Genomic DNA, 23,313 nt, shown 5'->3' on the forward strand with positions numbered 1-23,313 from the left:
GTGGCGATGCGCATGGCGCGGTCGAGCACGTTGGGCAACTGCTCGGGGACGGTGACCATCTGGCAGTAGGCGCCGGCCACGTCCTTGAACAACGTGAGCAGGTCCACCTCCTGCTGATAGCTGCCGCCCATCGCGGAGCGGTTGGTCTGCCCGACAATGGCGACCACCGGCACGTGGTCCAGCAGCGCGTCATAGAGCCCGTTGAGCAGGTGGATGGCGCCCGGGCCGCTGGTCGCCACGCACACGCCGGTGCGCCCGGAGAACTTTGCGTAACCCACGGCTGCGAACGCGGCCATCTCCTCGTGGCGTACCTGGATGAACGTCGGGTTGTTCCCTGCCTTCTGCCACGAGGCCAACAAGCCGTTGATGCCGTCGCCGGCATAGCCGAACACCTGAGCGACGTCCCACTCTCGCAAGCGAGCCAAGATGTAGTCGCCGACCGTCTGGTTGTGCGCCATCCGAAACCTCCTACCGCGCCGCGGCGGGCCGTACCGCCCCCTCCCCACAATCTGACCCGGGCGACGACTCACAAACGGGGTAGAGCCCTTATGCAGAAAGGGGACCAAGCACATGGCACAGGTTGTGGTGGTGACCGGCGCGAGTGCCGGGGTCGGCCGGGCGTGCGTACGTGCGTTCGGCTCACGCGGGGACAAGGTGGCGTTGCTCGCGCGGGGCTCCGGCGGCCTGCAGGCCGCGGCCCGGGACGTGCAGTCCGCGGGCGGGACCGCGCTGCCGCTGGTCGTCGATGTCGCCGACGCCGACGCGGTGGACGCCGCCGCGGCCGGGGTCGAGGACGAACTGGGTCCGATCGACGTGTGGGTGAACGTCGCCTTCTCCTCGATTTTCGCGGAGTTCCACGAGATCGAGGCGGAGGAGTTCGCGCGCACCACCGAGGTGACCTACCTCGGCTTCGTGTACGGCACCATGGCCGCGCTGGCACGCATGCGCGAGCGCGACCGCGGCGCCATCGTCCAGGTCGGCTCGGCGCTCGCCTATCGGGGGATTCCCCTGCAGAGCGCGTATTGCGGCGCCAAGCACGCCATTCAGGGCTTCACCGAGTCGCTGCGCTGCGAATTGCTGCACGAGCGCAGTGGTGTGCAGGTGACCATGGTGCAGTTGCCCGGCGTGAACACCCCGCAGTTCAGCTGGGTGCGTAACCGGCTGCGTCACCACGCCCAGCCGGTGGCACCCATCTATCAACCCGAGGTGGCGGCCCGGGCCGTGGTGTACGCCGCCGATCATCCGCAGCGGCGCGAATACTGGGTGGGCAGCAGCACCGCAGCGACATTGATCGCCAACGCGATCGCGCCCGGCCTGTTGGACCGCTACCTGGCCCGCACCAACATCTCTGCGCAGCAGACCAGCCGGCCTCATGATCCGGACGCGCCGGGCAATCTGTTTCGGCCGCTGGACGATGCGCCGGGGCACGACTACGGCGCGCACGGCGAGTTCGACGACAGGGCGCACAGCCGAGACCCGCAGCTGTGGCTGTCGCGGCATCACGGGCTGGTCGGAGTGGGGGCGTTGGCGGTCGCCGCCGGGTGGCTGGCCCGGCGAGCGACGACCTAGCTACTGCAGCTGGGGCAGTATTTCCTCGGTCCAGCACCGGAAGAAGCCGTCGAAGTTGCCGCCGATCTGCGCGACGTACACCTCGTCGCAGCCCGCCTCCAGATACGGCGAGATCTGCGCAACGTGCTTCTTCGCCTCCGGGCCACAGGAGTAGTGCTCGGCGACCTTCTCCTGCGGGACGAACTCGGCGGCGGCGCCGAAGTCCTCGGTGCGCGGGATGATCTGCGACAGCTGCCCACCCAGCGAGCTGGACCGCCACAGCCGGTGGGCGGTGTCGATGCCCTCGGCCTCGGTGGGCGCCCAGCACACCTTGGTGCCGGCCTGGATCGGCTTGCCCGCGCCGCCCGCCTGACGGAAGACCTCGATCAGTTCAGTATCGGGCTTGGTGGTGACGTAGCCGTCCCCGATGCGCCCGGCCAGTTCCGCCGCCTGCGGCCCGAAGCCGGAGACGTAGATCGGTACCGGCTCGGCGGGACGGGTATAGATGCGCGCCTCACTGACCTCGTAGTGCTCGCCGTGGTAGCTGACCTCGTCGCCGCGGTGCAGCGTACGGATGATGTCCACGGCCTCCTCCAGCATGGACAGTCGTACGCCGACCGACGGCCATGGGTCGCCGAGGATGTGCTCGTTGAGCGCCTCGCCGCTGCCCACCCCGAGGGTGAACTTGCCGTCGAGTTGCACCGCGGCGGTCGCGGCCGCCTGCGCCACGATCGCCGGGTGCACCCGCACGGTGGGGCAGGTGACCGCGGTGCCGACCGGCAGGTCGACGGCCTCGGAAAGGGCGCCGATCACCGACCAGACAAACGGACTCTGGCCCTGTTCCTCCAGCCAGGGATGGAAATGATCGCTGATCCAGAGCTTCTGGAAGCCGGCATCGGCGGCCATTCGGGCCTGGCGCATCAGGTCCTTCGGCCCGTATTCCTCGCAGGACAGGAAATAGCCGAAGGTGGTCAACGCCCAACCGCCCGCTGCAGTTCGGCCTTGTTCATCGAGGAACGACCCTCGATGTTCTTGCGCTTGGCCTCTTCATAGAGCTGGGCCTTGGTGCGTCCGCCCGATCCACTGTGCGACCGCAGACCACCGCGCCGACTGGACGAGAGATCGTTGGTCGAGGTACGGCTGGACGTCTTCGCCTCACCGGCGCGGGCGCGGTCCTTGTTGACCGTGCGGGAGGCGATCTGCTTCGCGGTCTTCTCCGACCGGCCGTGCTCCTCCAGCCCCTCCTTGATGTGTTGATACTCGCGTTCCCGTTTCTTGCTCCAGGCTTGCTGCGGCATGAGTTCCCTCCAACGGTTCAGAAATGGCCAGAGTTGACGCACCATCAGTCGAGCTGGGCCAAAAGGTCTCGACAGGCGTCCTCACAGCTCTGACACGCAATGTCACAGGCCTTGCAGTGCGCGTGGTGCGCAGCGTGCCGGGCGCACTCCTCGCGACAGACATGGCAGGCCGCGATGCAGGCGTTGAGCATGGCGCGGGTGACGCCGACCTGCGCGCCGCCGGAGCGGGCCAACACCCTGGCGGTGGTGTCGCAGATGTCCGCGCAATCCAGATCGGACAGGATGCAGGCGCGCAGCGCGTCGAGGTCGTCCTCGCGCAGGCAGGCGTCGGCGCACGCGGTGCACGTCTCCACGCAGGTCAGGCAGCACTCCAGCGCCCGTTGCAGCGCCTCGCGCGCGGGTGCGGGCAGGTCCAGGTGCAGCGTGGAGACCTTCGAGTGTGACACGGTGGTCATGGGCACGCTCCTTTCGTCGACGTCACTCCAGCCCCTACCTACCCCGCCGGCCGCGTGGTACGTGCCGGTTCCGGCGTGCCACTGGGCACGGCGGGCGTTCCGGCTCAGCGGCGGCGACGTGAACGGCGGACGAATCTTGCCGATTACCCGGGTTTGGGCAGGCCAGAGCGCGGCAGGCTGCATCGTGTGACGACCGCTGCGACGCTCGCTGCGCCCCGGCCGGCGCCGAGCGTCGAGGCCACCGACCTCGAACTGTTCCGCGCCCTGCGTGATTTGCCGCCGGAGGAGCGTCCGGCCGTCCAGGACATCCTGGTGGAGCGGTACTCGGGTCTGGTTCGTTGGTTGGCCGCGCGCTACGCCGGACCGGCCATCGACGTCGAGGACCTACGTCAGGTCGGTTACGTGGGCCTGGTGCTCGCCGTACAGCGCTTCGATCCGGAGCGTGGCACGCAGTTCGCCGCATTCGCCCGCCCCACCGTGCAGGGCGAGATCCGGCGTTATTTCCGGGACAAGCGCCGCTGGATCCAACTGCCCCGCCGGTTGCAAGAGATAAAGGCGGATATCCGTCAGGCGACGGAGTCCCTCACCCATGACCTGGGCCGAGCCCCGACGATGCCCGAACTCGCCGACGTCCTCGGCGTCGACACCGATGTGGTGCTGGAAGCCTTCACCGCGGACGACGTGTATGCCCCCGTGTCGCTGGAGACCCCGCTCCGCTTCGATGGCGAGGACAGCTACACGGTCTGCGATGTGCTCGGCGTCGACGATCGTCGCTTCCAACTGCTCACCGACTGCACCAGCCTGTTGCCGCTCCTGGACGGCTTGACCGACCGCGAGCGGCGGTTGCTGCATCTGCGCTTCTTCGAGGACCGCACCCAGTCCGAGATCGGCGAGGAGTTGGGCGTTTCCCAGATGCACGTGTCCCGCCTGCTCACCAAGGTGCTCGCCCAACTGCGCGAACAGTTGGGGCGCGACTGAACGCGGTGAAATGACCCGCCCTCAGCTGCTACCGACCCGAGGATTCGGTACCGCTCGTGTCCTTGATGGCGGCGTCCACGGTGTCCTTCATGCTCTGGCCACGCTGTGCGTGTTCCTCCTGCGCACGACCCTCGGCCGCCCGGTCGGCGTCTCCACGGACCTGACCGATGACCTCCTTGGCCGCACCCAGGGCTTCCTCGTTCTGCGGGTTCAGCTTCTTCTCCGCCATGGCGACTCCTTCGTTCGACTTTCCGGTCCCCTACCCCGCCGATGCCACACCGACCCGCCCGCCGTCGCGTACGGCCGCGGGAGCAGGGGTAGGCCTGTAGGGACATGTACTCGTTTGCCAGGAGGCCCGCCTCATGACCCGCATTGCCATCGTCGTCGGCAGTACCCGCCGCGGCCGCCGCAGCGAACTCGTCGCCGAGTGGGTGGCCCGGCTCGCCGAGAAGCGGGACGACGCGGAGTTCGTGGTGCTCGATCTGGCCGACTGGGATCTGCCGATGTTCAACGATGAGAACCCGCCCGCCCTGGGCACGGCGCCGAGCGACCCGCAGGTGAAGAAGTGGGCGGTCGCGGTGGGCGCGTGTGACGGCTTCGTCTTCATCACCCCGGAGTACAACCATTCAGTGCCGGGCGTGCTGAAGAACGCCATCGACCACCTCTTCTATCAGTGGCACCACAAGGCCGCGGGCTTCGTCTCCTACGGCTCGGCCGGCGGGGTGCGGGCGGTGGAGCAACTGCGCCTGGTGCTGGCCGAGGTCAAGGTGGCCACGGTGCGCAGTCAGGTCTTCCTCTCGATGTTCACCGACTTCAGCATCACCGATCCGAGTGAACCGGGAGAGTTCCACCCCGGCGAGCAGCAGGAGCCCGCGCTGGAGGGCATGTTCGACGAGGTAATTGCCTGGAGCAACGCTTTGGCCCCCGTGCGCGTGGCCTGAAGGAGGAAGATCATGACGGACCGTCAGGACGCCGAGACATATCACGGTTACAGCGTGGACGTGGAGGACCAACCGCAGACCGGCGAGGACAGCAATAGCTCCAACCGTGGCCTGCGCGAACCACTGGACGAGGGCTACTCGCCGCCGGAGAAGCCGTCCGGCGTGCAGCGTCGCGGGGTCACCGCGCAGGAAGAGGCCCGCGGTGCGTCGCTGGACGACCTGCTGGCCGAGGAGGAACCGGACCCCGACCCGTATCGCGCGGTGCCCGAACACGTGAGTGGGGAGGTCGGCGATCGGCGCGCCGGCCGCCTCGTCGAGCCGGACGAGGGCACCCGCGGTGATGCGGATGAGCAGATGTCCGCGGTGGATGTGGGTATCGATGGTGCGGCGGCCTCTGCCGAGGAAGCCGCGGTGCACGTGATCCCCGACGAGGACGGAGCCCGCTGATGCGCAAGTTCACCTACCGGATCCTTGCCTTTGCGACGGCATTGGCCGGCGGCAAGGTCGCGCGCAAGCTCACGACGAAATTCCGCACACGCATGGATGCGAACCTCGACCCGACCAGTCGCGAGGCCCGTTGGGTGCCGGTACTCACCGCGGCGGCCATCCAGGCCGCGATCGAGGCAACGGTGCGGGCCAGCGCGAAGCGGGGCAGCGCGGCGGCCGTGGCGAAGGCCACCGGTGAATGGCCGATCGTGGAGCAGAAGGCCGCTACCGCGGCGACGTGAGATCTATCGCGTATCGCGTGGCATTGACTCCCGCACAGCCGGGAAGTACTGGTGCGTAACCGAGAGGAGACGCCATGGATAAGCAATCCGGTCCCGAAGCAGGCCTCAGCGGCATCGTCGAGGACGCGAAGGGCAAGGCCAAGGAAGCCGTGGGCGCGGTCGTCGGCAACGAGGACATGCGCCGCGAGGGGGAGGCACAACAGCACAAGGCCGACGCGCAGCGCGACGTCGCGCAGAAGGAAGGCGAGGCCGACAAGGCGCGCGCCGAGGCGCGGGCGCACGAGACCGAGCAGCGTTCCCACCAGAACCGCTGATCATGTGCCGAGGCGTCCGCTCAGAGGTGAGCTATAGCTCACGGATGGGCGGACGCCTCGGCTAAAGGCTCCTACTGGGGCTGCGGCACGATGCGGATGTAGGGCTTCGGCTCCTTCCAGCTGCCGAAGATCTCCTTGGCCTTCTCGTTGTTCACCGAGCCGGAGATGATCACGTCCTCGCCGGGCTGCCAGTTCACCGGCGTGGACACCGAGTGCTTGGCGGTGAGCTGCAGCGAGTCGATGACGCGCAGCACCTCGTCGAAATTGCGGCCGGTGCTCATCGGGTAGACGAGCACCAGCTTGATCTTCTTGTCCGGGCCGATCACGAACACGTTGCGCACGGTCATGTTGTCCGCCGGCGTGCGGGACTTGGCGTCACCCGAGGTGGACGCGGGCAGCATGCCGTAGAGCTTGGAGACGACGAAGTCCTTGTCGCCGATCAGCGGGTCGTTCGGCGCGGTGCCCTGGGTCTCCTCGATGTCGCGGGCCCAGCCCTCGTGGTCGTCGGTGGAGTCCACGGACAGACCAATGATCTTTGTGTTGCGCTTGTCGAACTCCGGCTTCAGGTGGGCCATGTAGCCCAGCTCGGTGGTGCAGACCGGGGTGAAGTCCTTCGGGTGCGAGAAGAGGACGGCCCAGGAGTCACCGATCCACTCGTGGAACTTGATGCGACCCTGAGTGCTGTCTACCTCGAAGTCGGGGGCGGTGTCGCCGATGAGCAGACTCACGACTGATTCCCTTCGGATGCGCTGAGCAACTGATCCATCGGCCAGCGTAGTCGCGGCCGCGCAGCGCATTCCCGGGTCCCCGGCCGGGTAGGGGCCCTGCTGTGGCGACGACCGTGCACAGCGCGATCCCGGCCCGCCTCGACCGGTTGCCGTGGTCGCCGTTCCACACCCGCATGGTCATCGCGCTGGGCGTGGCGTGGGTGCTGGACGGGCTGGAGATCACCATCGCCAGCAACGTCGCGAACAAGCTGTCCACCCCCGACGTGCTCGGCCTGTCCGCCACCGCAGCCGGCGCGCTGGCCTCGGTGTACCTCGCGGGCGAGGTCGTGGGTGCGCTGCTGTTCGGGCGGCTGTCCGACCGGCTGGGCCGACGCAACCTGTTCGCGGTCACGCTCATCGTCTATTTCGCGGGTTCCGCGGCCACCGCGCTCACCCCCGGAGCGAGTACCGGCGCGGTGGCCTACCTCTATGCCACGCGTTTCGTGGCCGGCATGGGCATCGGCGGGGAGTACGCCGCGATCAACTCGGCCATCGACGAACTCATCCCGGCCCGCTACCGGGGACGGGTGGACATCGCGGTCAACGGCACCTACTGGGGCGGCGCCGCGCTGGCCGCGGTGTTGCAGGTTCCGCTGTTGGACGGCTCCATCGATCCCGGTGTCGGCTGGCGGGTGGCCTTCCTGATCGGCCCGATCCTCGCCCTGGGCATCCTGTTCGTGCGCCGCAACCTGCCGGAGAGTCCCCGCTGGCAACTCATGCACGGCCGCACCGCGCAGGCCGAGGCGTCCATCCAGTTCATCGAGGACGAGGTCCGCGCCTCCGGCCGGACCCTGCCCGAGGTCCCCGCGGATGCCGCCATCGCGGTGCGGCCCAGCACCGACCGCGGCTACCTGACGCTGCTGCGCGTGCTGTTCGCCGCCCAGCCGCGGCGCGCCGTGCTCGGCGCCACCCTGATGATCACCCAGTCCTTCCTCTACAACGCCATCTTCTTCACCTACGCCACCGTGCTGTCCGCCTTCTTCGGCGTCCCGTCCGGTCGCACCAGCTGGTACTTCATCCCGTTCGCGGTCGGGAACCTCGTCGGTCCGCTGGCGCTGGGCCCGCTGTTCGACAAGGTCGGCCGCAAGCCGATGATCGGCGGCTGCTACCTCGGCTCCGGGGTGCTGCTCGCGGTCAACGCACTGCTGTTCCGCGCCGGCGCCTACACCGCCACCACCCAGACCTTCGCCTGGTGCGGCATCTTCTTCCTCGCCTCCGCCGGCGCCAGCGCGGCCTATCTGACGGTCAGTGAGATTTTTCCGCTGGAGGTGCGGGCCAAGGCCATCGCGGTGTTCTTCGCGATTGCGCAGGGCGTCGGCGCGCTCGGTCCCGTCTTCTACGGCGCGCTCATCGACAAGGCGCACCCCGACCCGGACAAGTTGATGCTCGGCTACCTGGTTGGTGCCGCGGTGATGGCCGTGGGCGGCCTGGTCGAGTTCGCGCTCGGCGTCCCGGCGGAGAACCGTCCGCTGGAGGACGTGTCGGGTCTGTTGACCGAAACCGGGTTGTCCGAATCCCGACCGCTCGGTAAGTTAGCCACTCGTTAGCAGGCTAACGACCAGATCGCGAGGCACAGATCCCATGTCCGCGGACACCCGCGCGCCTTTCGCGCGGGTCAGCACCGACGACCCGCAGGACGCCCTCTGGCGCGCCTGGGACCACTTCGACGTCGCCCTGCGCCAGGCCCGCGGCCGTGCGGTGCACGCCACCCTTGACGGCCTGACGCACTCCCAGTTCCGCCTGCTCACCGCGCTGTCCCGGACCAGCGACGTCCGCTGCGTGCAGCTGGCCGAGCAGCTCGGCGTCACCGCCCCCACCGTCACCCGAATGCTCACCGGCCTGGAGAAGCAAGGCATGGTCGAGCGCGCCCGCACCGTCGACGACCGCCGCGGCGTCAGCATTCGATTGACCGCCGCCGGCCGCGAGGCGCTGCTCGCCAAGGAGGCGGTCATCACCGCCAAACGACAGGAGCTCTACGACTCGCTGACCCCCGCCGAGCGCAGTCAGGCCGAACGACTTTTCCGCCGTCTCGCCGAACAGTTGGACGTCCTGTGAGCCTCGGGCAGCAGCGTCGCTCCAGCACCGTGACCCTTGTCGCCCTGGTCTCGGCGTCGATGAGCTACACGCTCAGCCAGACGTTGGTCTCCCCGGTGCTGCCGCTGCTGCAGCACGACCTGCACACCACGACCAGCACCGTCACCTTCATCCTCACCGCCTACCTGCTGGTGGCCTCCGTGGCCACGCCGATCGTCGGCCGCCTCGGCGACATGTTCGGCAAGGAGCGGATGATGATGATCACGCTGATGTGCTTCGCGGCGGGCGCGTTCGTCTCCGCGGTGTCCACCTCGATCTGGCCGATGATCGCCGGCCGGGCCGTGCAGGGCATCGGCGGTGCGATCTTCCCGTTGGCCTACGGCATCATCCGCGACGAGTTCCCGCGGGAGCGGGTCGGCTCGGCCATCGGCTTGGTCAGCGCGACGTTCGGCATCGGCGGCGGCATCGGCCTGGTCGCGGCCGGTCCGATCGTCGAGCACATGTCGTATCACTGGCTGTACTGGTTCGGCCTGATGGTGGTCCTCGTCTCCGCATTGTTGACCTACCTGTTCGTGCCCGAGTCCCCGGTGAAGACCCCGGCGAGGATCGACTGGGGCGGCGCGGCCCTGCTCTCCGCGGGCCTGGTGGCCCTGCTGGGCGCGGTCAGCGAGGGCAACGGCTGGGGCTGGCTGTCGCTGCGCGTCGTGTGGTTGGTGGCGCTGGGGCTGGCCCTGTTGGTGCTACTGGTCACCTACGAACTCGGGCGGCGGGAGCCACTGGTCGACATGCGCATGTCCGCGCAGCGCGCCGTGCTCACCCCGAACCTGGCCGGATTCCTCGTCGGCTTCGGCATGTTCGGCTCGTTCATCATCATCCCGCAGTTCGTGCAGGTCTCGCCGGACTCCGGGTACGGGTTCGGCGCCTCGATCACCAAGGCCGGCGTGTTCATGCTGCCCTCGACGGTGGGCATGATGGTCAGCGGACCGCTGGCCGGCTGGGTCGGCAACAAGTTCGGGTCCAAGCTCTCGCTGATGATCGGCTGCCTTGCCGAAGCGCTGGCCTTCCTTTCCCTCACCGTCGAGCACAGCCACCCCTGGTCCGTTTACGTAGGGTCCGGCTTGATGGGCATCGGCGTCGGCTTCGCCTATGCGGGCATGGCCAACCTGATCCTGGACGCCGTGCCGCAGACCGCCACCGGCGCCGCCTCCGGCATCAACACGATCATGCGGACCATCGGCGGAGCGCTCGGCGGGCAGATCGCGGCCACCCTGATCGCCGGGCATGTGCAGGCCAACGGGCTGCCCGGCGAGGTCGGCTTCACCGCGTCGTTCGCGATGTTCACCGTCGCGGGCGTGCTGGCCATGGTGGCCACCGCGGCAATCCCGGCCCGGGTCACGGTGCCCACCGTCATTGACACCGAGGCTGCGGCGCAGCCCAGCGGCGAACCCGGCCACCTCGCGATCACCGGCACCGTGCACGCCGCGCACGGCCCGCTGTACGCCGCGGTGGTCGTGCTGTTGGACTCCACAGGCGCGGTCGTGCAGAGCACCCGCACCGATTTCGACGGCGGGTACCGGTTCCCGGACCCGCCGGTGGGCGGGGAGTCAGTGGTGGTGTTCGCCGACGGGTTCGCCCCGCAGGTCCGCGACCTGACCCACCACGCGTGGGCGGAGATCGTGCTGGCTCCGGCCCCGGCCCTGGCCGTTTCCTAGCCGACGCGCGTTATCCACAGGACGCGCCAATCCCGGCCGAAGCGGATGGTTGTCCCTAGCCTCAATCCGTGCCGATCTCATTTTTGCGCCGCGCCGCGTGCGCCGCGGTTGCCGCCGCCCTTGCCCTCGTGCCGACGACGGCAGCGGACGCGCGCGTCCAATCCGGCCCCGGTCCGGTCCCGATCGGCGGGGCACGCCTGGGCGGGCACGGCGTAATCGCCGCGCCGGGGGTCGGGGCGTTGCCGCGGGTCACTGCGCCGGCGTGGCTGATCGCCGACGCGGCCTCGGGCAATGTGCTGGCCGCGCGCGACCCGCATCGGCAACGTCGACCGGCCAGCACGCAGAAGACGCTGCTCGCGCTGACCATGGAGCCGCGGCTGAACCCCAACGGTTACTACCGCGCCGACCGCGCCGACACCCGGGTCGAGGGCACACACGTGGGCCTGGTCGCCGGGCAGACCTACTCGATCAACGACCTCTGGTACGGCCTGTTCCTGCGGTCCGGCAATGACGCGGCCAACGCCATCGCGAAGGCCGGCGCCGGGCGGGACGTGGCGCGCGCGGTGAGCATGATGCGGGCCGAGGCGCGGCATCTGCAGGCCTACGACACCCGGGTGGCCAACCCCAGTGGCCTGGACGCGCCCGGCCAGTTCGCCTCGGCCTACGATCTGGCGCTGTGGGGACGGGCCGCACTCGGCCACGGCGACCTGCGGCACTACTACGGCACGCTGCGCCATGACTTCCCCGGCGCGCACAGCTCGTACCAGATCTACACGCAGAACCGGCTGATTCACCACTATCCCGGCGCGATCGGGGTCAAGGCCGGGTACACCTCACTGGCCCACAACACGTTGATCGCGGCGGCCACCCGCAACGGCCGGACCATCCTGGTGACACTGATGGGCACCCGCCGCAACATCTACGTACAGGCCCGGACGCTGCTCGACTGGGGTTTCGCGCACGCCTTGGTCAGACCGGTCGGCGTGCTGGTGAGCCCGCTGCCCGCGCTGGCCCCCGGCGACTACCCCGACCCCGGCCGCGGGCCGATTGCTGCGGGGCATCCCGCGCCGGCCGCAATACCCGAGGACAATTCGCGCTTGTCAGGGTAGCCTGGCAGGCGTGGGCGGCCGTCGCGGACCGTGGGAGAACGCCCGGCAGGCGTGGGAACGCCTGCACGGGTGGGTTTCCGCTGCGCACGCGGACGGCGGGGTGCCCGCGTTGGAGGCGCTGGACGACATCGGTGAGGTGCGTCGGGTGCTGGACCAGGCGGAGTTGGAGGCGGTGCGCACCGCCCGCCGACACGGCCGCTCCTGGGCGGAGATCGCGACCCGGCTGGGGGTTACCCGGCAGTCCGCCTGGGAGCGCTGGCGGGACCTCGACGAACCGGCCGCCGCCGCGTCGGTGGTCGAGGCGCTACCGCTGACGGTGGTGGTCGACGAGGTACTCGGGCGGGCGGCCGGCGAGGCCCGGCGCCGCGCCACCGTGCGGGTGCCGAACGTGGTTGGCCTGCAATACGACGACGCCCGCGACGTGTTGCGGGACATGGCCCTGGTGGCCATCGTTCCCGATCCCGATGCCCCGCCGATTTTCGGCGGCACGGTCACCGACCAGAGCCCGGAGGCGGGCGCCAAGGTGCCCGCCGGTTCCGCGGTCACCCTGTGGGTGGAACGCGGCGGCGGCTCCGGCGTCCGCGAACCCCGTCGCCCCGGCCCGGACCCGCGGCGTGCCGTCGAGCACGCCCCGGAGCCGGTGCCCGGCGACCGCGCGGTGGGCTGACGCGACGACTTCCCCCGAAAGCGCAGAACCGCGCGTCGCAAAACGGATTTCGGCGCGCGCTTCTGCGCTTTCGGGGTGGGTTCGGCGATCAGCGGGCCTCGGCGGAGGCCATGGGGTCGTAGCCGGGTGACTTGAACATCGTGTGCAGCTGTCGCCGCCGCACGCCCATGTTGCCGCCGTCATACAGCGGGAAGCACAACGCGTCCTGCATCAGCCCGGACAACGGCGACAGGTCGGAGTAGCTGTTCACGCCCACCAGCCGCATCGCGTCGTAGACCACCTGCACCGCCAGCTCGGAGCAGTAGACCTTGGTCATGATGGCCAGCTCGTCGCTGCGCCGTTCGGTGAGGTCGAGCTGGTGGCAGGCCTTCCAGGTCAGGTACCGCGCGGCCTCGATGCGCATCTTCAGGTCGGCCAGCATGTAGCCGGCGTTCTGATGCTCGATGACCGGCACGTTGCCCGATCGCTTGTCGGTCTTCGCGAACTCGAAGGCCTCGTCGAACGCGGCGCGCATCACGCCGACACAAGCCGACCCGATCATCGCCGCGGTCCACGAGAACGAGCGGCGGCAGATCGCCTCGCCGTCGCCGGGCTTGCCGAGGATGTTGCCCGCGGGCACCCGCACATCGTGAAAGTGCACCCGCGGGGAGGCAACGGCGCGGTGCCCGGCCGTGTCCAGGTAGCCGACGACCTCGACGCCCGGCGTCGCGCCCGGCACCACGATCACCGCCAGCGATTGCGCCGGCGGCTTGGTCAGGTCAGTGCGGCAGACCACGGTGAACAGGTGCGCCCCGTTGCCGTCCCACCCGCTGCCGTTGGTGGTGAAGTGCTTTTGACCGTTGATCACCCACTCATCGCCGTCCAGCCGCGCGGAGGTCTGCACGCCGGCGGCCGGGTCCGGGCAATCGAAGTTGGCCCCCCCGGCGACCTCGGTGAACGCGAAGGATGCCAACCGGTTCTCCGGCTCGGCCAGAATCTCGGAGACGAACTGGCGTTTCTGCTCCTCCGTGCCGAAGCCCAGGATCGGCTCCATGCCCAGGCCGGTGGCCAGCAGCGTGGTCGGCACGTTGATGTCGACCCGGGTCAGCTCCTCCGCGGCGATCGCGAAGTCCAGCGCGGACAGCCCACCGCCGCCGTATGCCTGCGGGAACAGCGCATGCACGAACCCGCCCTTGGCCATCTGCGCGTAGATGGGTTGGGTGGCGAAGAACCGGTCCTCCGGCCGCGGCAGCGGGTCGATGAGCGCGCGAACCTCGGAGAGCACCGCGGCGGCGAAGCCGCGCGCGTCGCCCTGCAGTGCCTGCTGCTCGGGGGTGAGGGTGAAGTCGATCGCCATCGGAAGTCCCTCCTCGGGGTCGGACTGCTCGCTTCCCGCCGACTATGCCCCGGGTGCGGCGACGACACACCCGCGTAGGGTCCCGGTCCGAGCGCTGCGACCCGCTCTGCTGGGTAGGCAGCACGGACTGCCGCCCGTGGGGAGGTCTCGACGTGACCGCACGCGAGGGCCCGAAGCCCGTCCTCGTGCTCATGGGCGTCTCCGGCGCCGGGAAATCCAGCGTGGCGGCGCTACTGGCGGGGCGGCTGGGCTGGCCTTTCGCCGAGGGCGACGACATGCACCCGCAGGCCAACATCGACAAGATGGCCGCCGGTCATTCGCTCGACGACGATGACCGATGGCCGTGGCTGGAGCGGGTCGCGACCTGGATCCAGGACCGGGTGGCCGACGGTGCCGGCGGCATCGTCACCTGCTCCGCGCTGAAGCGTCGCTACCGCGATGTGCTGCGCGGGCCGGGGGTGCTGTTCGTGTACCTGACCAGCTCCAAGGAGCAGATCGCCGAACGGCTGCTGGCCCGGCACGGACACTTCATGCCCGCCGCGCTGCTCGACTCCCAGTTCGCCGACCTCGAACCACCCGGTCCGAACGAGCACGTGCTGACCGTCGAGGTCACCGGCAGCGCGCAGGAGACCGCAGCGAAGGTGCTGGCAGGCCTCGACGAGGGACCACGCACATGATCATCACGGCGGCGGCGCTGCCCGCCGCGGTGCCCACCGGCGCCCCGTGGAACTCTCACGACACCCGCCTGGTCGCGGTCACCCTCGGCGGCATCGCGCTGATCGTGGCGTTCATCGTGGTGCTGAAACTGCACCCGTTCCTCGCGCTGCTTGTCGGGTCGATGGCCGTCGCCTTCGCCGCGGGAGTGCCCACCGACAAGGTGATCTCCAACTTCGAGTCCGGCGTCGGCTCGACCCTGCAGGAAGTGGGCCTGCTGATCGCGCTGGGCGCGGCGCTCGGGCGCTTGCTCGCCGATTCCGGCGGCTCGGATCAGGTGATCGAGACTTTGCTTTCCCGCACCCGGCACGCGCTGTTGCCCTGGGCGATGATGCTGGTCGCGGTGATCATCGGGCTGCCGATGTTCTTCGAGATCGGCCTGGTGCTGCTGTTGCCGGTGATCGTGCTGATCGCGCACCGCTCGGACTACCCCCTGATGCGCATCGCCATCCCGGCGCTCGCGGGTCTGTCCGCGCTGCACGGCCTGATCCCGCCGCACCCCGGGCCGTTGATCGCCATCTCCTCGGTGCACGCGCAGTTGGGCACGACATTGGCGTTGGGCATCCTGGTGGCCATCCCCACCGTGGCGCTCTGCGGACCGCTGCTGGGCTGGGTGCTGGCCCGCTGGGTTCCGGTGACGGCGGCCAACGCACCCTCGGCCCCCCGTGACAACGGGCCGGTGCCCGACCGACGTCCGAGCTTCGCCGTGGCGGTGGGCACCATCGTCTTCCCGGTGGTGCTGATGCTGGGCAAGGCCGGGGCAGACATCACGTGGGACACCGGCCACCCACCGCAGGCCCGCCGCATCCTCGACTTCATCGGCGAACCGTTGGTAGCGCTGACCCTCGGCGTGCTGTTGGCGATGATCACCTTCGGGCACGCGGTCGGATTCACCGGCTCGGAGATCTCCTCGAAGCTCACCGCGGCGGTCGGCCCGGTGGCCGCGGTCATCCTCATCGTGGGCGCCGGTGGCGGCTTCAAGCAGACACTGATCGGCGCGGGCGTGGGCAACTCGGTGGCGAAGTTCGCCAACGGGGCACACCTGTCCGTGTTGGTGCTCGGTTACCTGATTGCGGTGCTGATCCGGTTGGCCACCGGCTCCGCCACCGTCGCCACGGTGACCTCCGCCGGTGTGGTCGCGCCGCTGGCGGGCGATCTGACGTCGACTCACGCCGCTTTGCTGGCGCTGGCCATCGGCGCCGGCTCGGTGTTCCTCTCCCACGTCAATGACGCCGGCTTCTGGTTGGTCAAAGAACTGTTCGGGCTGACCGTCGGCCAGACATTCAAGACCTGGTCAGTCATGGAAACGGCGCTGTCCTTGGTCGCCTTCGGCCTGGTGATGGCCCTCTCCGTGGTGATTTAGCCGTGGCCAAGGCTGACGTCATCTGCCTCGACCACGCCACGCCCGGTTTGGGTGGTCGGGGCGACTGACAGGCGGTCGCCTCAGCCGGTGATGGCGTCCAGCATGGCGGGGGAGCCCTGCACGGCGGTGCGCTGCATGTAGTGCAGGACGCCGCGGATCCCCCCGAGTTCCTCGCCGCCGCCGGCACGGCCGGGGCCGCCGTGCACCAGGGTCGGCATCGGGGTGCCGTGGCCGGTGTTGTCCGGGGCGGCGACCGCGTCGAGCACCAGTACGCGACCGTGCCACGGGGCAACGCCACGCACGACCTCGCGCGCCACAGCCGAGTCGGCGGTTACCAGCGAGCCGACCAGCGAACCCTTGCCACGCGCGGCGAGCGCCACGGCCTCGTCCACCGAGGAATAGCTGAGCACCGTGCTCACCGGGCCGAACGGCTCCACGTCGTGCGGTTCGACGGCGCTCGCGCGGGCGCGTAGCAGCACCGGGGAGAGGAACGCGCCGCGCTCGGCATCGGCGTCGACGACATCCACCCGGTCCGGCGAGCCGAACACGATCTCCGCGGAGGAGCGCAGCGCCTCCACCGCTTTGCGCACCTCGGCCCGCTGCCCGAGGCTGGCCAGCGCACCCATCCGCACCGAGGAATTCGCCGGGTTGCCCACGGTGATACCGGCAAGCTTCGCGGAAATCGCCTCGATCACCGGATCGGCCATGGCCTCGGGCACCAGCACGCGACGGATCGCCGTGCACTTCTGCCCCGCCTTGACGGTCATCTCGGTGACCACGCCCTTGACGAACAGGTCGAACTCGGCCTGATCCACCGTCACATCAGGTCCCAGGATGGAACAATTCAGCGAATCGGCCTCGACCTGCAACGCAACGCCGCGGTTCAATACCGCCGGGTGCGAGCGCAGCACCCCCGCGGTGTGCGCGGAACCGGTGAACGCCACCGAGTCCTGCTCGCCCAGCACGTCGAGCAACCCCGACGCAGAACCGCACAACAACTGCAGCGATCCCTCGGGCAGAATTTCCGAGGAGACGATGCGTCGCACCACGGCCTCGGTCAGGTACGCAGTCTGACTGGCCGGCTTCACAATCGACGGCAACCCCGCCAGGAACGCCGGCGCCATCTTCTCCAGCATCCCCCAGACCGGGAAGTTGAACGCGTTGATCTGCACCGCGACACCCGGCCGCGAGCTCCAGATGTGCCGGCCCGCGAACACGCCGTTCTTGCCCAGCGGCTCGTCGGCCCCGTCGACCAAGATGGTGTCGTCCGGCAGTTCCTTGGCACCCTTGCTCGCGTAGACGAACGTCGTACCGAAGCCGCCGTCGATGTCCACCATCGAGTCGCGCTTGGTCGCACCGGTGCGCGCGGACAGCGCGTAGAGCGAGTCGGAGTCCCCGGACAGGAATGCCGCCAATTGCTTGAGCAGCGCAGCGCGCTGCGGAAACGTCAGCGCCCGGATCGCCGGCCCGCCGACGTTGCGCGCGTGCGCGGCCATCGCCGCGAGATCCAACCCGGTCGCGGAGATCCGTGCGACCTCCGCACCGGTCGCGGCGTCCAGCAACGGGTCCCCCGCATCGGACGCGCGGAACCAGGCACCGTTCGCGTAGCTCTCCAGCAGGTCGGACATGAGGGCGCCGCCCTTTCGTCTACATACGACAACTAGCCGTCGCTACTTCATATTACTGAAGTACTTCGAGGTTACCGCCGGAAGTCCGAGCGCGTTCCCACCGTAACGCCGGCCACCGGGAGGCAGCCCCTGCCGGCGTTGGGCGCCGCATCCGCTCGCGGCGATGCGAACACCGCGCCTGGCATCGGTTCTGAGCACCCTCTCCCGCGCCGGGCGTGATCGCACCGGCGCGGGGAGTGGCTAACTGTCCTGCATCGACTCGCGAAGTTGCCCGAGGACCCGGGCGAGCATCCGGGACACGTGCATTTGGGAGTACCCCAGTTGTTGGCCGATCTCGGCCTGGGTCATCTCGTGGAAGAACCTCAACTCGATCAGCGTGCGGTCCCGCTCGGACAGCTGGGCCAGCGCCGGGGCCACGGATCGGCAGTCCAGGAACAGGTCGATCGTCGGATCGGGCGAGCCGATCGTGTCGGCCAATGTCCACGCGTCGTGGTCATCGGCACCCGTGGGCGTGTCCAGCGAATACAAGGTGAAGTGGTCATCGACGGTCATCGCCTCGAGCACGATTTCCTCGTCCACGGCGAGCTCGGCGGCCAACTCGGCCACCGTCGGAGCCCGGCCCAGCTGGTGGGTGAGTTTCTCCGTCGCGCCGGCCAGCACGGCCTTGGTGGTCTGCACCCGCCGCGGCAGTCGGATCCAGCGCCGCTTGTCGCGGAAGTACCGCCGGATCTCGCCCTGCACCGTGGGGCGGGCGAAGGAGACGAAGTCGCTGCCGCGCTCGGGGTCGAAACGCTGGATGGCGAGCACCAGGCCGAGGAAACCGACCTGTTCGAGCTCTTCCCGATCCACCGCCGGGTTGACATAGCGCCCGGCGATCCACTTCACCAGCCCGGTGTAGCGCGCGACGATGGCTTCCTGCAGGCGCTCTCGCTGCACGCCGGTGGCGTGGGCGAAGTCGCGGAACAAATCCAGGTCTTCGACAGCCTCGGATTGCGGGGGGGTTACTACCGACATCGCCCGGAACCTTTCGCTGGGGTCCCGGGCTGTTTCAGGACCCGTCGGGTAAATACCCCTTCGCCGTCGGCTCAACCACGGCTCGGTCGGGTAGGGAAAAGGACAGACGCACACCGATCGGAGACCCGCCATGCGCTTGCCCGAGTGGCTGCACCGCCGCACCCGCCGACAGGACCGTAACCTCGACGATCACCCGACGGTGGCCACCCACCCCGCCGAGGCACTGCCCGCCAAGGGCAGCCCGGCACCCGAGCCCGGCCCCGCCACCCGTGGCCTGAGTTGGCCGGAGGTGGCCCTCGGGGAGGGCCGGGCCGGTGAGCTGGTGGAGCTGCCGGACAGCCGACCGGAGGCGGGTGGTCCGCCGGTGCGGGTGGACCCGGGCATGGTCTCGCCGGCCGCCGCGGAGCGCATGCGGCCGCTGCCCTCGATTCCGGACTGAGCTCCGGGCCGGCCGGCAGCTCAACCGCAAGCTGCGGGCATCTCGGAGTGGGTGGAAGCGTCACCCGGCGCATTCACCAAGCGATTCATTTCCCGGCCGCCGGGTATCCAGAACCCCTGCCCCGCGTCGACGGAGAGGTCGATCATCAACGGTTCGTGGCACGCCGAGCTGGGCCGACAGTTCACCGAGCTGGCCCGAGCGATGACCCCGCGGGGCTACCTCGATGCTGCGGGCCTGGTCGAGGTCGCCGCAACGCTGCTCGGGCGGAACGTCAGCGCCGGATTGACCCTGCTTCCCGCCCGCGGTGGTCCCCGCACGCTGGCCGCGACCGACGAGTTGCCGCGGGTCGTGGACGCCCTGCAGTACAGCCTGAGCGAGGGCCCCTGTCTGGAGGCCATCCGGAACGCCGACCTCGCACTCAGCGGCGATCTCGCGCACGATAACCGCTGGCCGACATTCGGGCCGCGGTGCGCCAATGAGCTGGGCGTGTTCAGCATGCTCGGCGTTCGGCTGCTGCTACAGGGTCCGGAGCGGGGCGCACTCAACTTTTATGCGCCACCGATAGGTGCATTCACCGAGACCGACGGCGACCGGGCCGCCGCACTGTCACCGTTTGTCTCGCTGGTGCTGCAGAACGAGCTGCACTCCCGCAGGATCGCCGACCTGGAGGCCGCCCTGGAGTCCAGCCGGCAAATCGGCATCGGGGTGGGCATCCTCATGGCCCGTCACCTGATCCCGGCGGAGGACGCGTTCGCCCGGCTGAGTCGCGCCAGCCAGGACCTTAACCGCAAGCTGCGCGACCTCGCCCAACAGGTCGAACTGACCGGTGAACTGCCGGGCTCCGGGGACCACGATCAGGCGGCGGCGTCGGCCTCCTAAGGCTGCGCTGTGCATGGCCGGTGCCCGCGCGGGCAGTTTCTGGGCATGCCCCGCACCGCCAATGCAACCGACGCGCCGGCCCGACCGGGCGCCGAGCAGTGGGTGCCGCAGCACGCCGATGTGGACGAATTGGCGGCCGCGGCCGGCGACTGTCGGGGCTGCGAGTTGTATGCAAACGCTTCGCAGGTGGTGTTCGGCGCGGGTGCCGACCACGCCCGCTGTGTGCTGGTCGGCGAGCAGCCCGGCGACGTCGAGGACCGCCGGGGTGAGCCGTTCGTCGGCCCTGCCGGTGGGCTGCTGCGCCGGGCCCTCGCCGAGGTTGGCCTGGACACCGACGAGCTGTACCTGACCAACGCCGTCAAGCACTTCCGGTTCACCGAGCGCGGCAAACGCAGGCTGCATCAATCGCCGGGGCCGGTTCATCTGACGGCCTGCCGGCCATGGCTGAGCGCCGAACTCGGCGAGGTGCAACCGGAGCTGATCGTCGCGCTGGGGGCCATCGCGGGGCGCGCCCTGCTCGGCACCAAGTTCCGGGTGACGAAGGAACGCGGCCGATTGCTTTCACCCAGTGAACGCGCCGAGTTCGGTCCGCCCTTTCCCGGCACCGAGAACGCGTTCTTGCTGGCCACCGTCCATCCCTCGGCCGTGCTGCGCGCCGAAGCGCGCGAGCAGGCCTATCTCGACTTCCGCGGCGACCTGCAGGTTGCCGCCACACATCTGCAGCATCGGCATTGATTGTCAGTCAGATGTCCTGCATCCGTCGGTACAGCAGGGCCAGTGCGGCGCCGGCCGCCCGGCTGCACACCTCGTCGGGCTCGCCGTCCAGGTGCAACTGAACCGCGTCGCTGACGCCGCCCACGGACACGCCGAGCCACACCGTGCCCGGCGGCTGCCCCTCCTGCGGATCGGGTCCGCCCACGCCGGTGGTGGCCACCGCGATGTCCGCCCCCAGCAGCCGCGCCACCCCCTCGGCCAGCTGCCGCGCACACTCCGCGGAGACCACTTGACGGGTGGTCACCTGCAGTACGTTGCGCTTGACCTCGGTGGCGTAGGCCACGACACCACCACGCAACCAGGCCGAGGCGTCCGAGGCCGCGGCCAACCGCGAGGTGAGAATGCCCCCGGTGAGCGACTCCGCGACCGCGACGCTCAGGCCGCGATCGCAGGCCAGCTTGGCGATCCGCTCCGGATCGGCGGGCCCGCTCACGCGATCCACTCGACGCGTTCATCCGGCGGTGGCGGCCCGGGCGGCGTGCCGCCGCCGAACGGGCGTCCACCGAGGGCGGCGCGGCCGTGCGGGGTGAGCCAGCCGGACAAATCCGGGCCCGCGGGCACGATGCCGGTCGGGTTGATGGTGCGGTGCACCTCGTAGTAGTGCCGCTTGATGTGGGTGAACTCCACCGTGTCGCCGAAGCCGGGCGTCTGGAACAGGTCGCGAGCGTAGGCCCACAACACCGGGTCCTCAGTGAGCTTGTTCCGGTTGCACTTGAAGTGGCCGTGGTACACCGCGTCGAAACGCACCAGGGTGGGGAACAGCCGCACGTCGGCCTCGGTGAGAGTGTCGCCGACCAGGTAGCGCTGGTTGCGCAACCGATCGGCCAGCCAGTCCAGACGGGCGAACAGACTCTCGAAGGCTTCGTCGTAGGCCTTCTGCTCGATGGCGAAGCCGGCGCGGTACACCCCGTTGTTGACGTCGGTGTAGACGACGTCGTTGATCTCGTTGATCTGCCCCCGCAGGTGCTCCGGCCACAGGTCCGGGGCGCCGGGTCGGTGGTGGGGGCGCCACTGGGTGGACAGGTCCTCGGTAAGGGTGAAGATGTCGTTGGTGACGACCCGCCCGGTGGGGATGTCGACGATGGCCGGCACGGTGATTCCCTTGTCGTACTGGGGATCCCGCGCCAGGTACGCCTCCTGCAGTCGTTCGATGCGCAACACCGGGTCGCGGCCGTCCGCGTCGAGGGTGAACGCCCAACTGCGCTTGTCGTGGGTTGGGCCGGCGATGCCCATGGACAGCACGTCCTCCAGCCCGAGCAGCCGCCGCGCGATCACCGACCGGTGCGCCCACGGGCAGGCCCGGGACACCACCAAGCGGTAGCGGCCGGGCTCCACCGGATAGCCGTCGCGGCCGTCGATAGTGATGCGGGTGGTGAGGTAGCGGGTGTCCCGCTGAAAATCACCGGCCATCACAGGGTGGGGTAGTCGGGCATGCGCGGAGCTCCTCGAACGCGGGTGAGGGGTTACTCCGGTCGGTTACCCGGCGTCCCGCGGGGCACACCCACCCCCCGGCGAAAGCTGTGAAGTTCCGATGATTAGGGCAAATCGGGATACCTAGCCGGTCAATTTGCGTATGTCTTAAATGAACCGTTGACGCGACGGTTCGTCGGGGAGGGGACCAGCCCTCCGTAAATGAGGTGTCCGATGCACACCGTTTCCGCCCGCCGTCGCCGTATGAGCCGTACCGCCGTTGTGCTCGCGCTGGGCGCCGCTTCCGTCGGCATGGCCGGCGCCGCACAGGCCGCCACCGTTCCTCCCGTTACCGGCTTGGTATCCACCGGCGGTCATTGGGCCCCGGCCGGCGCCGCGCTCATCCACCCCGGCATCATCACCACCACCAAGGACGCCCAATGCACCGCCAATTTCCTCTACACCGACGGCCACCACACCTACCTCGGGCAGGCTGCTCACTGCTCCGGTACCGGGCAGGCCACGGAGACCGACGGCTGCAGTTCCAAGTCGCTACCACTGGGCACCCCGGTGCGGCTCGAGGGCAGCAACGTCGTGGGCACCATGGTCTACAACTCCTGGCTGGCCATGCAGTCCGCGCACGAGACGGACAAGGACGCCTGCGCGCACAATGACCTGGCGTTGATTCAGTTGCCGGACAAGGCGGTGCGACAGGCGAATCCGTCGATCCCGGTGTTCGGCGGACCGACCGGGCTCAACACCACCGGCACGCAGGCCGGCGATTCGGTCGTCACCTACGGCAATTCCCCCCTGCGGCAGGGCATCAGCATGCTCTCCCCCAAGACCGGCACCAGCCTCGGTGACGACGACAACGGCTGGACCCACCAGATCTACACGATCACGCCGGGCATCCCCGGCGACTCCGGGTCCGCGGTGTTGGACGGTCACGGCCGCGCCCTCGGCGACCTGTCCACGTTGGAGTTCGCCCCGCTGCCCGGCGCCAACCAGGTCTCCGACCTGTCCCGGGAGCTGGCCTATGCCCGTGCCCACGGCATCAAGCACCTCCAGTTGGTGGCCGGCACCGAGCCGTTCACTGGCTCCGTCGCCTGAGCCTTATCCACAGATCCGACCGCCCCGTCCGAAAACTCGCAGCCAGCGGGTGCGGATGGGGCGGTCGAACCGCCCCGCAGTGCGGATCCTGACCT

General features: G+C 69.3%; 28 protein-coding genes. 17 read left to right on the plus strand and 11 right to left on the minus strand.

Translation table 11 applies throughout. The features are described 5' to 3' along the window. Positions 1-458, minus strand: a 458-nt coding sequence (locus tag VGJ14_19205) for a thiamine pyrophosphate-binding protein (protein HEY2834556.1), incomplete at its 3' end; no start/stop codon positions are given. A gap of 112 nt (positions 459-570) precedes the next feature. On the opposite strand from VGJ14_19205, the gene VGJ14_19210 reads away from it, so the two are divergent. Then, positions 571-1,569, plus strand: a complete 999-nt coding sequence (locus tag VGJ14_19210; protein HEY2834557.1) for an SDR family oxidoreductase — start codon at positions 571-573, stop codon at positions 1,567-1,569. On the opposite strand, the gene VGJ14_19215 is transcribed toward VGJ14_19210, so the two are convergent. The 3 genes from VGJ14_19215 to VGJ14_19225 are packed head-to-tail and all read right to left on the minus strand — an operon-like array spanning position 1,570 to position 3,301. Then, positions 1,570-2,523: a TIGR03557 family F420-dependent LLM class oxidoreductase gene (locus tag VGJ14_19215; GenBank protein ID HEY2834558.1), complete on the minus strand. Its 954-nt coding sequence runs from the start codon at positions 2,521-2,523 to the stop codon at positions 1,570-1,572. It abuts the gene before it with no gap. Next, positions 2,520-2,846, minus strand: coding sequence for a plasmid stabilization protein (locus tag VGJ14_19220; protein ID HEY2834559.1), 327 nt, complete (start codon positions 2,844-2,846; stop codon positions 2,520-2,522). Before VGJ14_19220 ends, VGJ14_19215 begins: the two co-directional genes overlap by 4 nt. Before the next feature lie 44 nt (positions 2,847-2,890). Continuing rightward, positions 2,891-3,301, minus strand: coding sequence for a four-helix bundle copper-binding protein (locus VGJ14_19225; protein HEY2834560.1), 411 nt, complete (start codon positions 3,299-3,301; stop codon positions 2,891-2,893). Between the two features lie 186 nt (positions 3,302-3,487). On the opposite strand from VGJ14_19225, the gene VGJ14_19230 reads away from it, so the two are divergent. Further along, a complete protein-coding gene (locus VGJ14_19230) occupies positions 3,488-4,279 on the plus strand; it encodes a SigB/SigF/SigG family RNA polymerase sigma factor (protein HEY2834561.1) in 792 nt (263 codons plus the stop codon). Between the two features lie 28 nt (positions 4,280-4,307). On the opposite strand, the gene VGJ14_19235 is transcribed toward VGJ14_19230, so the two are convergent. Further along, positions 4,308-4,508, minus strand: coding sequence for a hypothetical protein (locus VGJ14_19235; GenBank protein HEY2834562.1), 201 nt, complete (start codon positions 4,506-4,508; stop codon positions 4,308-4,310). Positions 4,509-4,641: 133 nt separating this feature from the next. On the opposite strand from VGJ14_19235, the gene VGJ14_19240 reads away from it, so the two are divergent. The 4 genes from VGJ14_19240 to VGJ14_19255 all read left to right on the plus strand — a co-directional run bounded on the left by VGJ14_19240 (position 4,642) and on the right by VGJ14_19255 (position 6,262). After that, entirely contained in the window at positions 4,642-5,220 is a 579-nt protein-coding gene (locus tag VGJ14_19240; protein ID HEY2834563.1) for an NAD(P)H-dependent oxidoreductase, read from the plus strand. A gap of 12 nt (positions 5,221-5,232) precedes the next feature. Further along, positions 5,233-5,667 (plus strand): DUF5709 domain-containing protein, encoded by a 435-nt coding sequence (locus VGJ14_19245; protein ID HEY2834564.1) that lies wholly within the window; start codon positions 5,233-5,235, stop codon positions 5,665-5,667. Then, positions 5,667-5,948, plus strand: a complete 282-nt coding sequence (locus VGJ14_19250) for a DUF4235 domain-containing protein (protein HEY2834565.1) — start codon at positions 5,667-5,669, stop codon at positions 5,946-5,948. Before VGJ14_19245 ends, VGJ14_19250 begins: the two co-directional genes overlap by 1 nt. Before the next feature lie 74 nt (positions 5,949-6,022). After that, on the plus strand, positions 6,023-6,262 hold the full coding sequence (locus VGJ14_19255; protein ID HEY2834566.1) for a CsbD family protein: 240 nt from the start codon (positions 6,023-6,025) through the stop codon (positions 6,260-6,262). Between the two features lie 71 nt (positions 6,263-6,333). On the opposite strand, the gene VGJ14_19260 is transcribed toward VGJ14_19255, so the two are convergent. Beyond that, the gene (locus tag VGJ14_19260; GenBank protein ID HEY2834567.1) at positions 6,334-6,990 is read right to left on the minus strand and encodes a peroxiredoxin; all 657 of its coding nucleotides are present in this window, start codon (positions 6,988-6,990) and stop codon (positions 6,334-6,336) included. 101 nt (positions 6,991-7,091) lie between these two features. On the opposite strand from VGJ14_19260, the gene VGJ14_19265 reads away from it, so the two are divergent. The 5 genes from VGJ14_19265 (at position 7,092) to VGJ14_19285 (ending at position 12,551) form a co-directional block, all read left to right on the plus strand. After that, positions 7,092-8,576: an MFS transporter gene (locus VGJ14_19265; protein HEY2834568.1), complete on the plus strand. Its 1,485-nt coding sequence runs from the start codon at positions 7,092-7,094 to the stop codon at positions 8,574-8,576. Between the two features lie 34 nt (positions 8,577-8,610). Next, positions 8,611-9,084 (plus strand): MarR family transcriptional regulator, encoded by a 474-nt coding sequence (locus tag VGJ14_19270; GenBank protein HEY2834569.1) that lies wholly within the window; start codon positions 8,611-8,613, stop codon positions 9,082-9,084. Beyond that, positions 9,081-10,775, plus strand: coding sequence for an MFS transporter (locus tag VGJ14_19275; protein HEY2834570.1), 1,695 nt, complete (start codon positions 9,081-9,083; stop codon positions 10,773-10,775). Before VGJ14_19270 ends, VGJ14_19275 begins: the two co-directional genes overlap by 4 nt. Before the next feature lie 68 nt (positions 10,776-10,843). After that, complete coding sequence (locus tag VGJ14_19280) at positions 10,844-11,884, plus strand: D-alanyl-D-alanine carboxypeptidase (protein ID HEY2834571.1); 1,041 nt, start codon at positions 10,844-10,846, stop codon at positions 11,882-11,884. A 10-nt stretch (positions 11,885-11,894) separates the two neighbouring features. After that, positions 11,895-12,551: a PASTA domain-containing protein gene (locus VGJ14_19285; GenBank protein ID HEY2834572.1), complete on the plus strand. Its 657-nt coding sequence runs from the start codon at positions 11,895-11,897 to the stop codon at positions 12,549-12,551. A gap of 88 nt (positions 12,552-12,639) precedes the next feature. On the opposite strand, the gene VGJ14_19290 is transcribed toward VGJ14_19285, so the two are convergent. After that, positions 12,640-13,887: an acyl-CoA dehydrogenase family protein gene (locus VGJ14_19290; GenBank protein ID HEY2834573.1), complete on the minus strand. Its 1,248-nt coding sequence runs from the start codon at positions 13,885-13,887 to the stop codon at positions 12,640-12,642. A 152-nt stretch (positions 13,888-14,039) separates the two neighbouring features. Between VGJ14_19290 and VGJ14_19295 the strand changes: the two genes are divergently transcribed. Further along, positions 14,040-14,564, plus strand: a complete 525-nt coding sequence (locus VGJ14_19295; GenBank protein ID HEY2834574.1) for a gluconokinase — start codon at positions 14,040-14,042, stop codon at positions 14,562-14,564. Next, positions 14,561-15,964: a gluconate:H+ symporter gene (locus VGJ14_19300; GenBank protein HEY2834575.1), complete on the plus strand. Its 1,404-nt coding sequence runs from the start codon at positions 14,561-14,563 to the stop codon at positions 15,962-15,964. The genes VGJ14_19295 and VGJ14_19300 overlap by 4 nt, the downstream gene beginning before the upstream one ends. Positions 15,965-16,044: 80 nt before the next feature. Here the strand turns inward: VGJ14_19300 and paaZ are convergent, their stop codons facing one another. Together paaZ and VGJ14_19310 are read right to left on the minus strand one after the other, a co-directional pair. Beyond that, positions 16,045-17,592, minus strand: coding sequence for a phenylacetic acid degradation bifunctional protein PaaZ (gene paaZ, locus VGJ14_19305; protein HEY2834576.1), 1,548 nt, complete (start codon positions 17,590-17,592; stop codon positions 16,045-16,047). Between the two features lie 240 nt (positions 17,593-17,832). Then, positions 17,833-18,606 carry a SigB/SigF/SigG family RNA polymerase sigma factor gene (locus VGJ14_19310; protein ID HEY2834577.1) on the minus strand — a complete coding sequence of 258 codons (774 nt, stop codon included), beginning with the start codon at positions 18,604-18,606 and terminating at the stop codon, positions 17,833-17,835. A 130-nt stretch (positions 18,607-18,736) separates the two neighbouring features. Here VGJ14_19310 and VGJ14_19315 point away from each other — a divergent pair, with 130 nt between their 5' ends. The 3 genes from VGJ14_19315 to VGJ14_19325 are packed head-to-tail and all read left to right on the plus strand — an operon-like array spanning position 18,737 to position 20,659. Then, entirely contained in the window at positions 18,737-19,045 is a 309-nt protein-coding gene (locus VGJ14_19315) for a hypothetical protein (GenBank protein HEY2834578.1), read from the plus strand. Positions 19,046-19,096: 51 nt separating this feature from the next. Next, positions 19,097-19,924 carry a GAF and ANTAR domain-containing protein gene (locus tag VGJ14_19320; GenBank protein ID HEY2834579.1) on the plus strand — a complete coding sequence of 276 codons (828 nt, stop codon included), beginning with the start codon at positions 19,097-19,099 and terminating at the stop codon, positions 19,922-19,924. Positions 19,925-19,969: 45 nt separating this feature from the next. Further along, the gene (locus tag VGJ14_19325; GenBank protein HEY2834580.1) at positions 19,970-20,659 is read left to right on the plus strand and encodes a UdgX family uracil-DNA binding protein; all 690 of its coding nucleotides are present in this window, start codon (positions 19,970-19,972) and stop codon (positions 20,657-20,659) included. Positions 20,660-20,666: 7 nt separating this feature from the next. Here VGJ14_19325 and VGJ14_19330 read toward each other — a convergent pair whose 3' ends face one another. Together VGJ14_19330 and VGJ14_19335 are read right to left on the minus strand one after the other, a co-directional pair. Then, positions 20,667-21,131 (minus strand): CinA family protein, encoded by a 465-nt coding sequence (locus VGJ14_19330; protein HEY2834581.1) that lies wholly within the window; start codon positions 21,129-21,131, stop codon positions 20,667-20,669. Further along, positions 21,128-22,108, minus strand: a complete 981-nt coding sequence (locus VGJ14_19335; GenBank protein ID HEY2834582.1) for a glutathione S-transferase C-terminal domain-containing protein — start codon at positions 22,106-22,108, stop codon at positions 21,128-21,130. The genes VGJ14_19330 and VGJ14_19335 overlap by 4 nt, the downstream gene beginning before the upstream one ends. 234 nt (positions 22,109-22,342) lie before the next feature. Between VGJ14_19335 and VGJ14_19340 the strand changes: the two genes are divergently transcribed. Continuing rightward, positions 22,343-23,218, plus strand: a complete 876-nt coding sequence (locus VGJ14_19340; GenBank protein ID HEY2834583.1) for a serine protease — start codon at positions 22,343-22,345, stop codon at positions 23,216-23,218. The last annotated feature ends 95 nt before the right edge of the window (positions 23,219-23,313 follow it).

This window comes from Sporichthyaceae bacterium, from assembly GCA_036493475.1.
Classification (GTDB): domain Bacteria; phylum Actinomycetota; class Actinomycetes; order Sporichthyales; family Sporichthyaceae; genus DASQPJ01.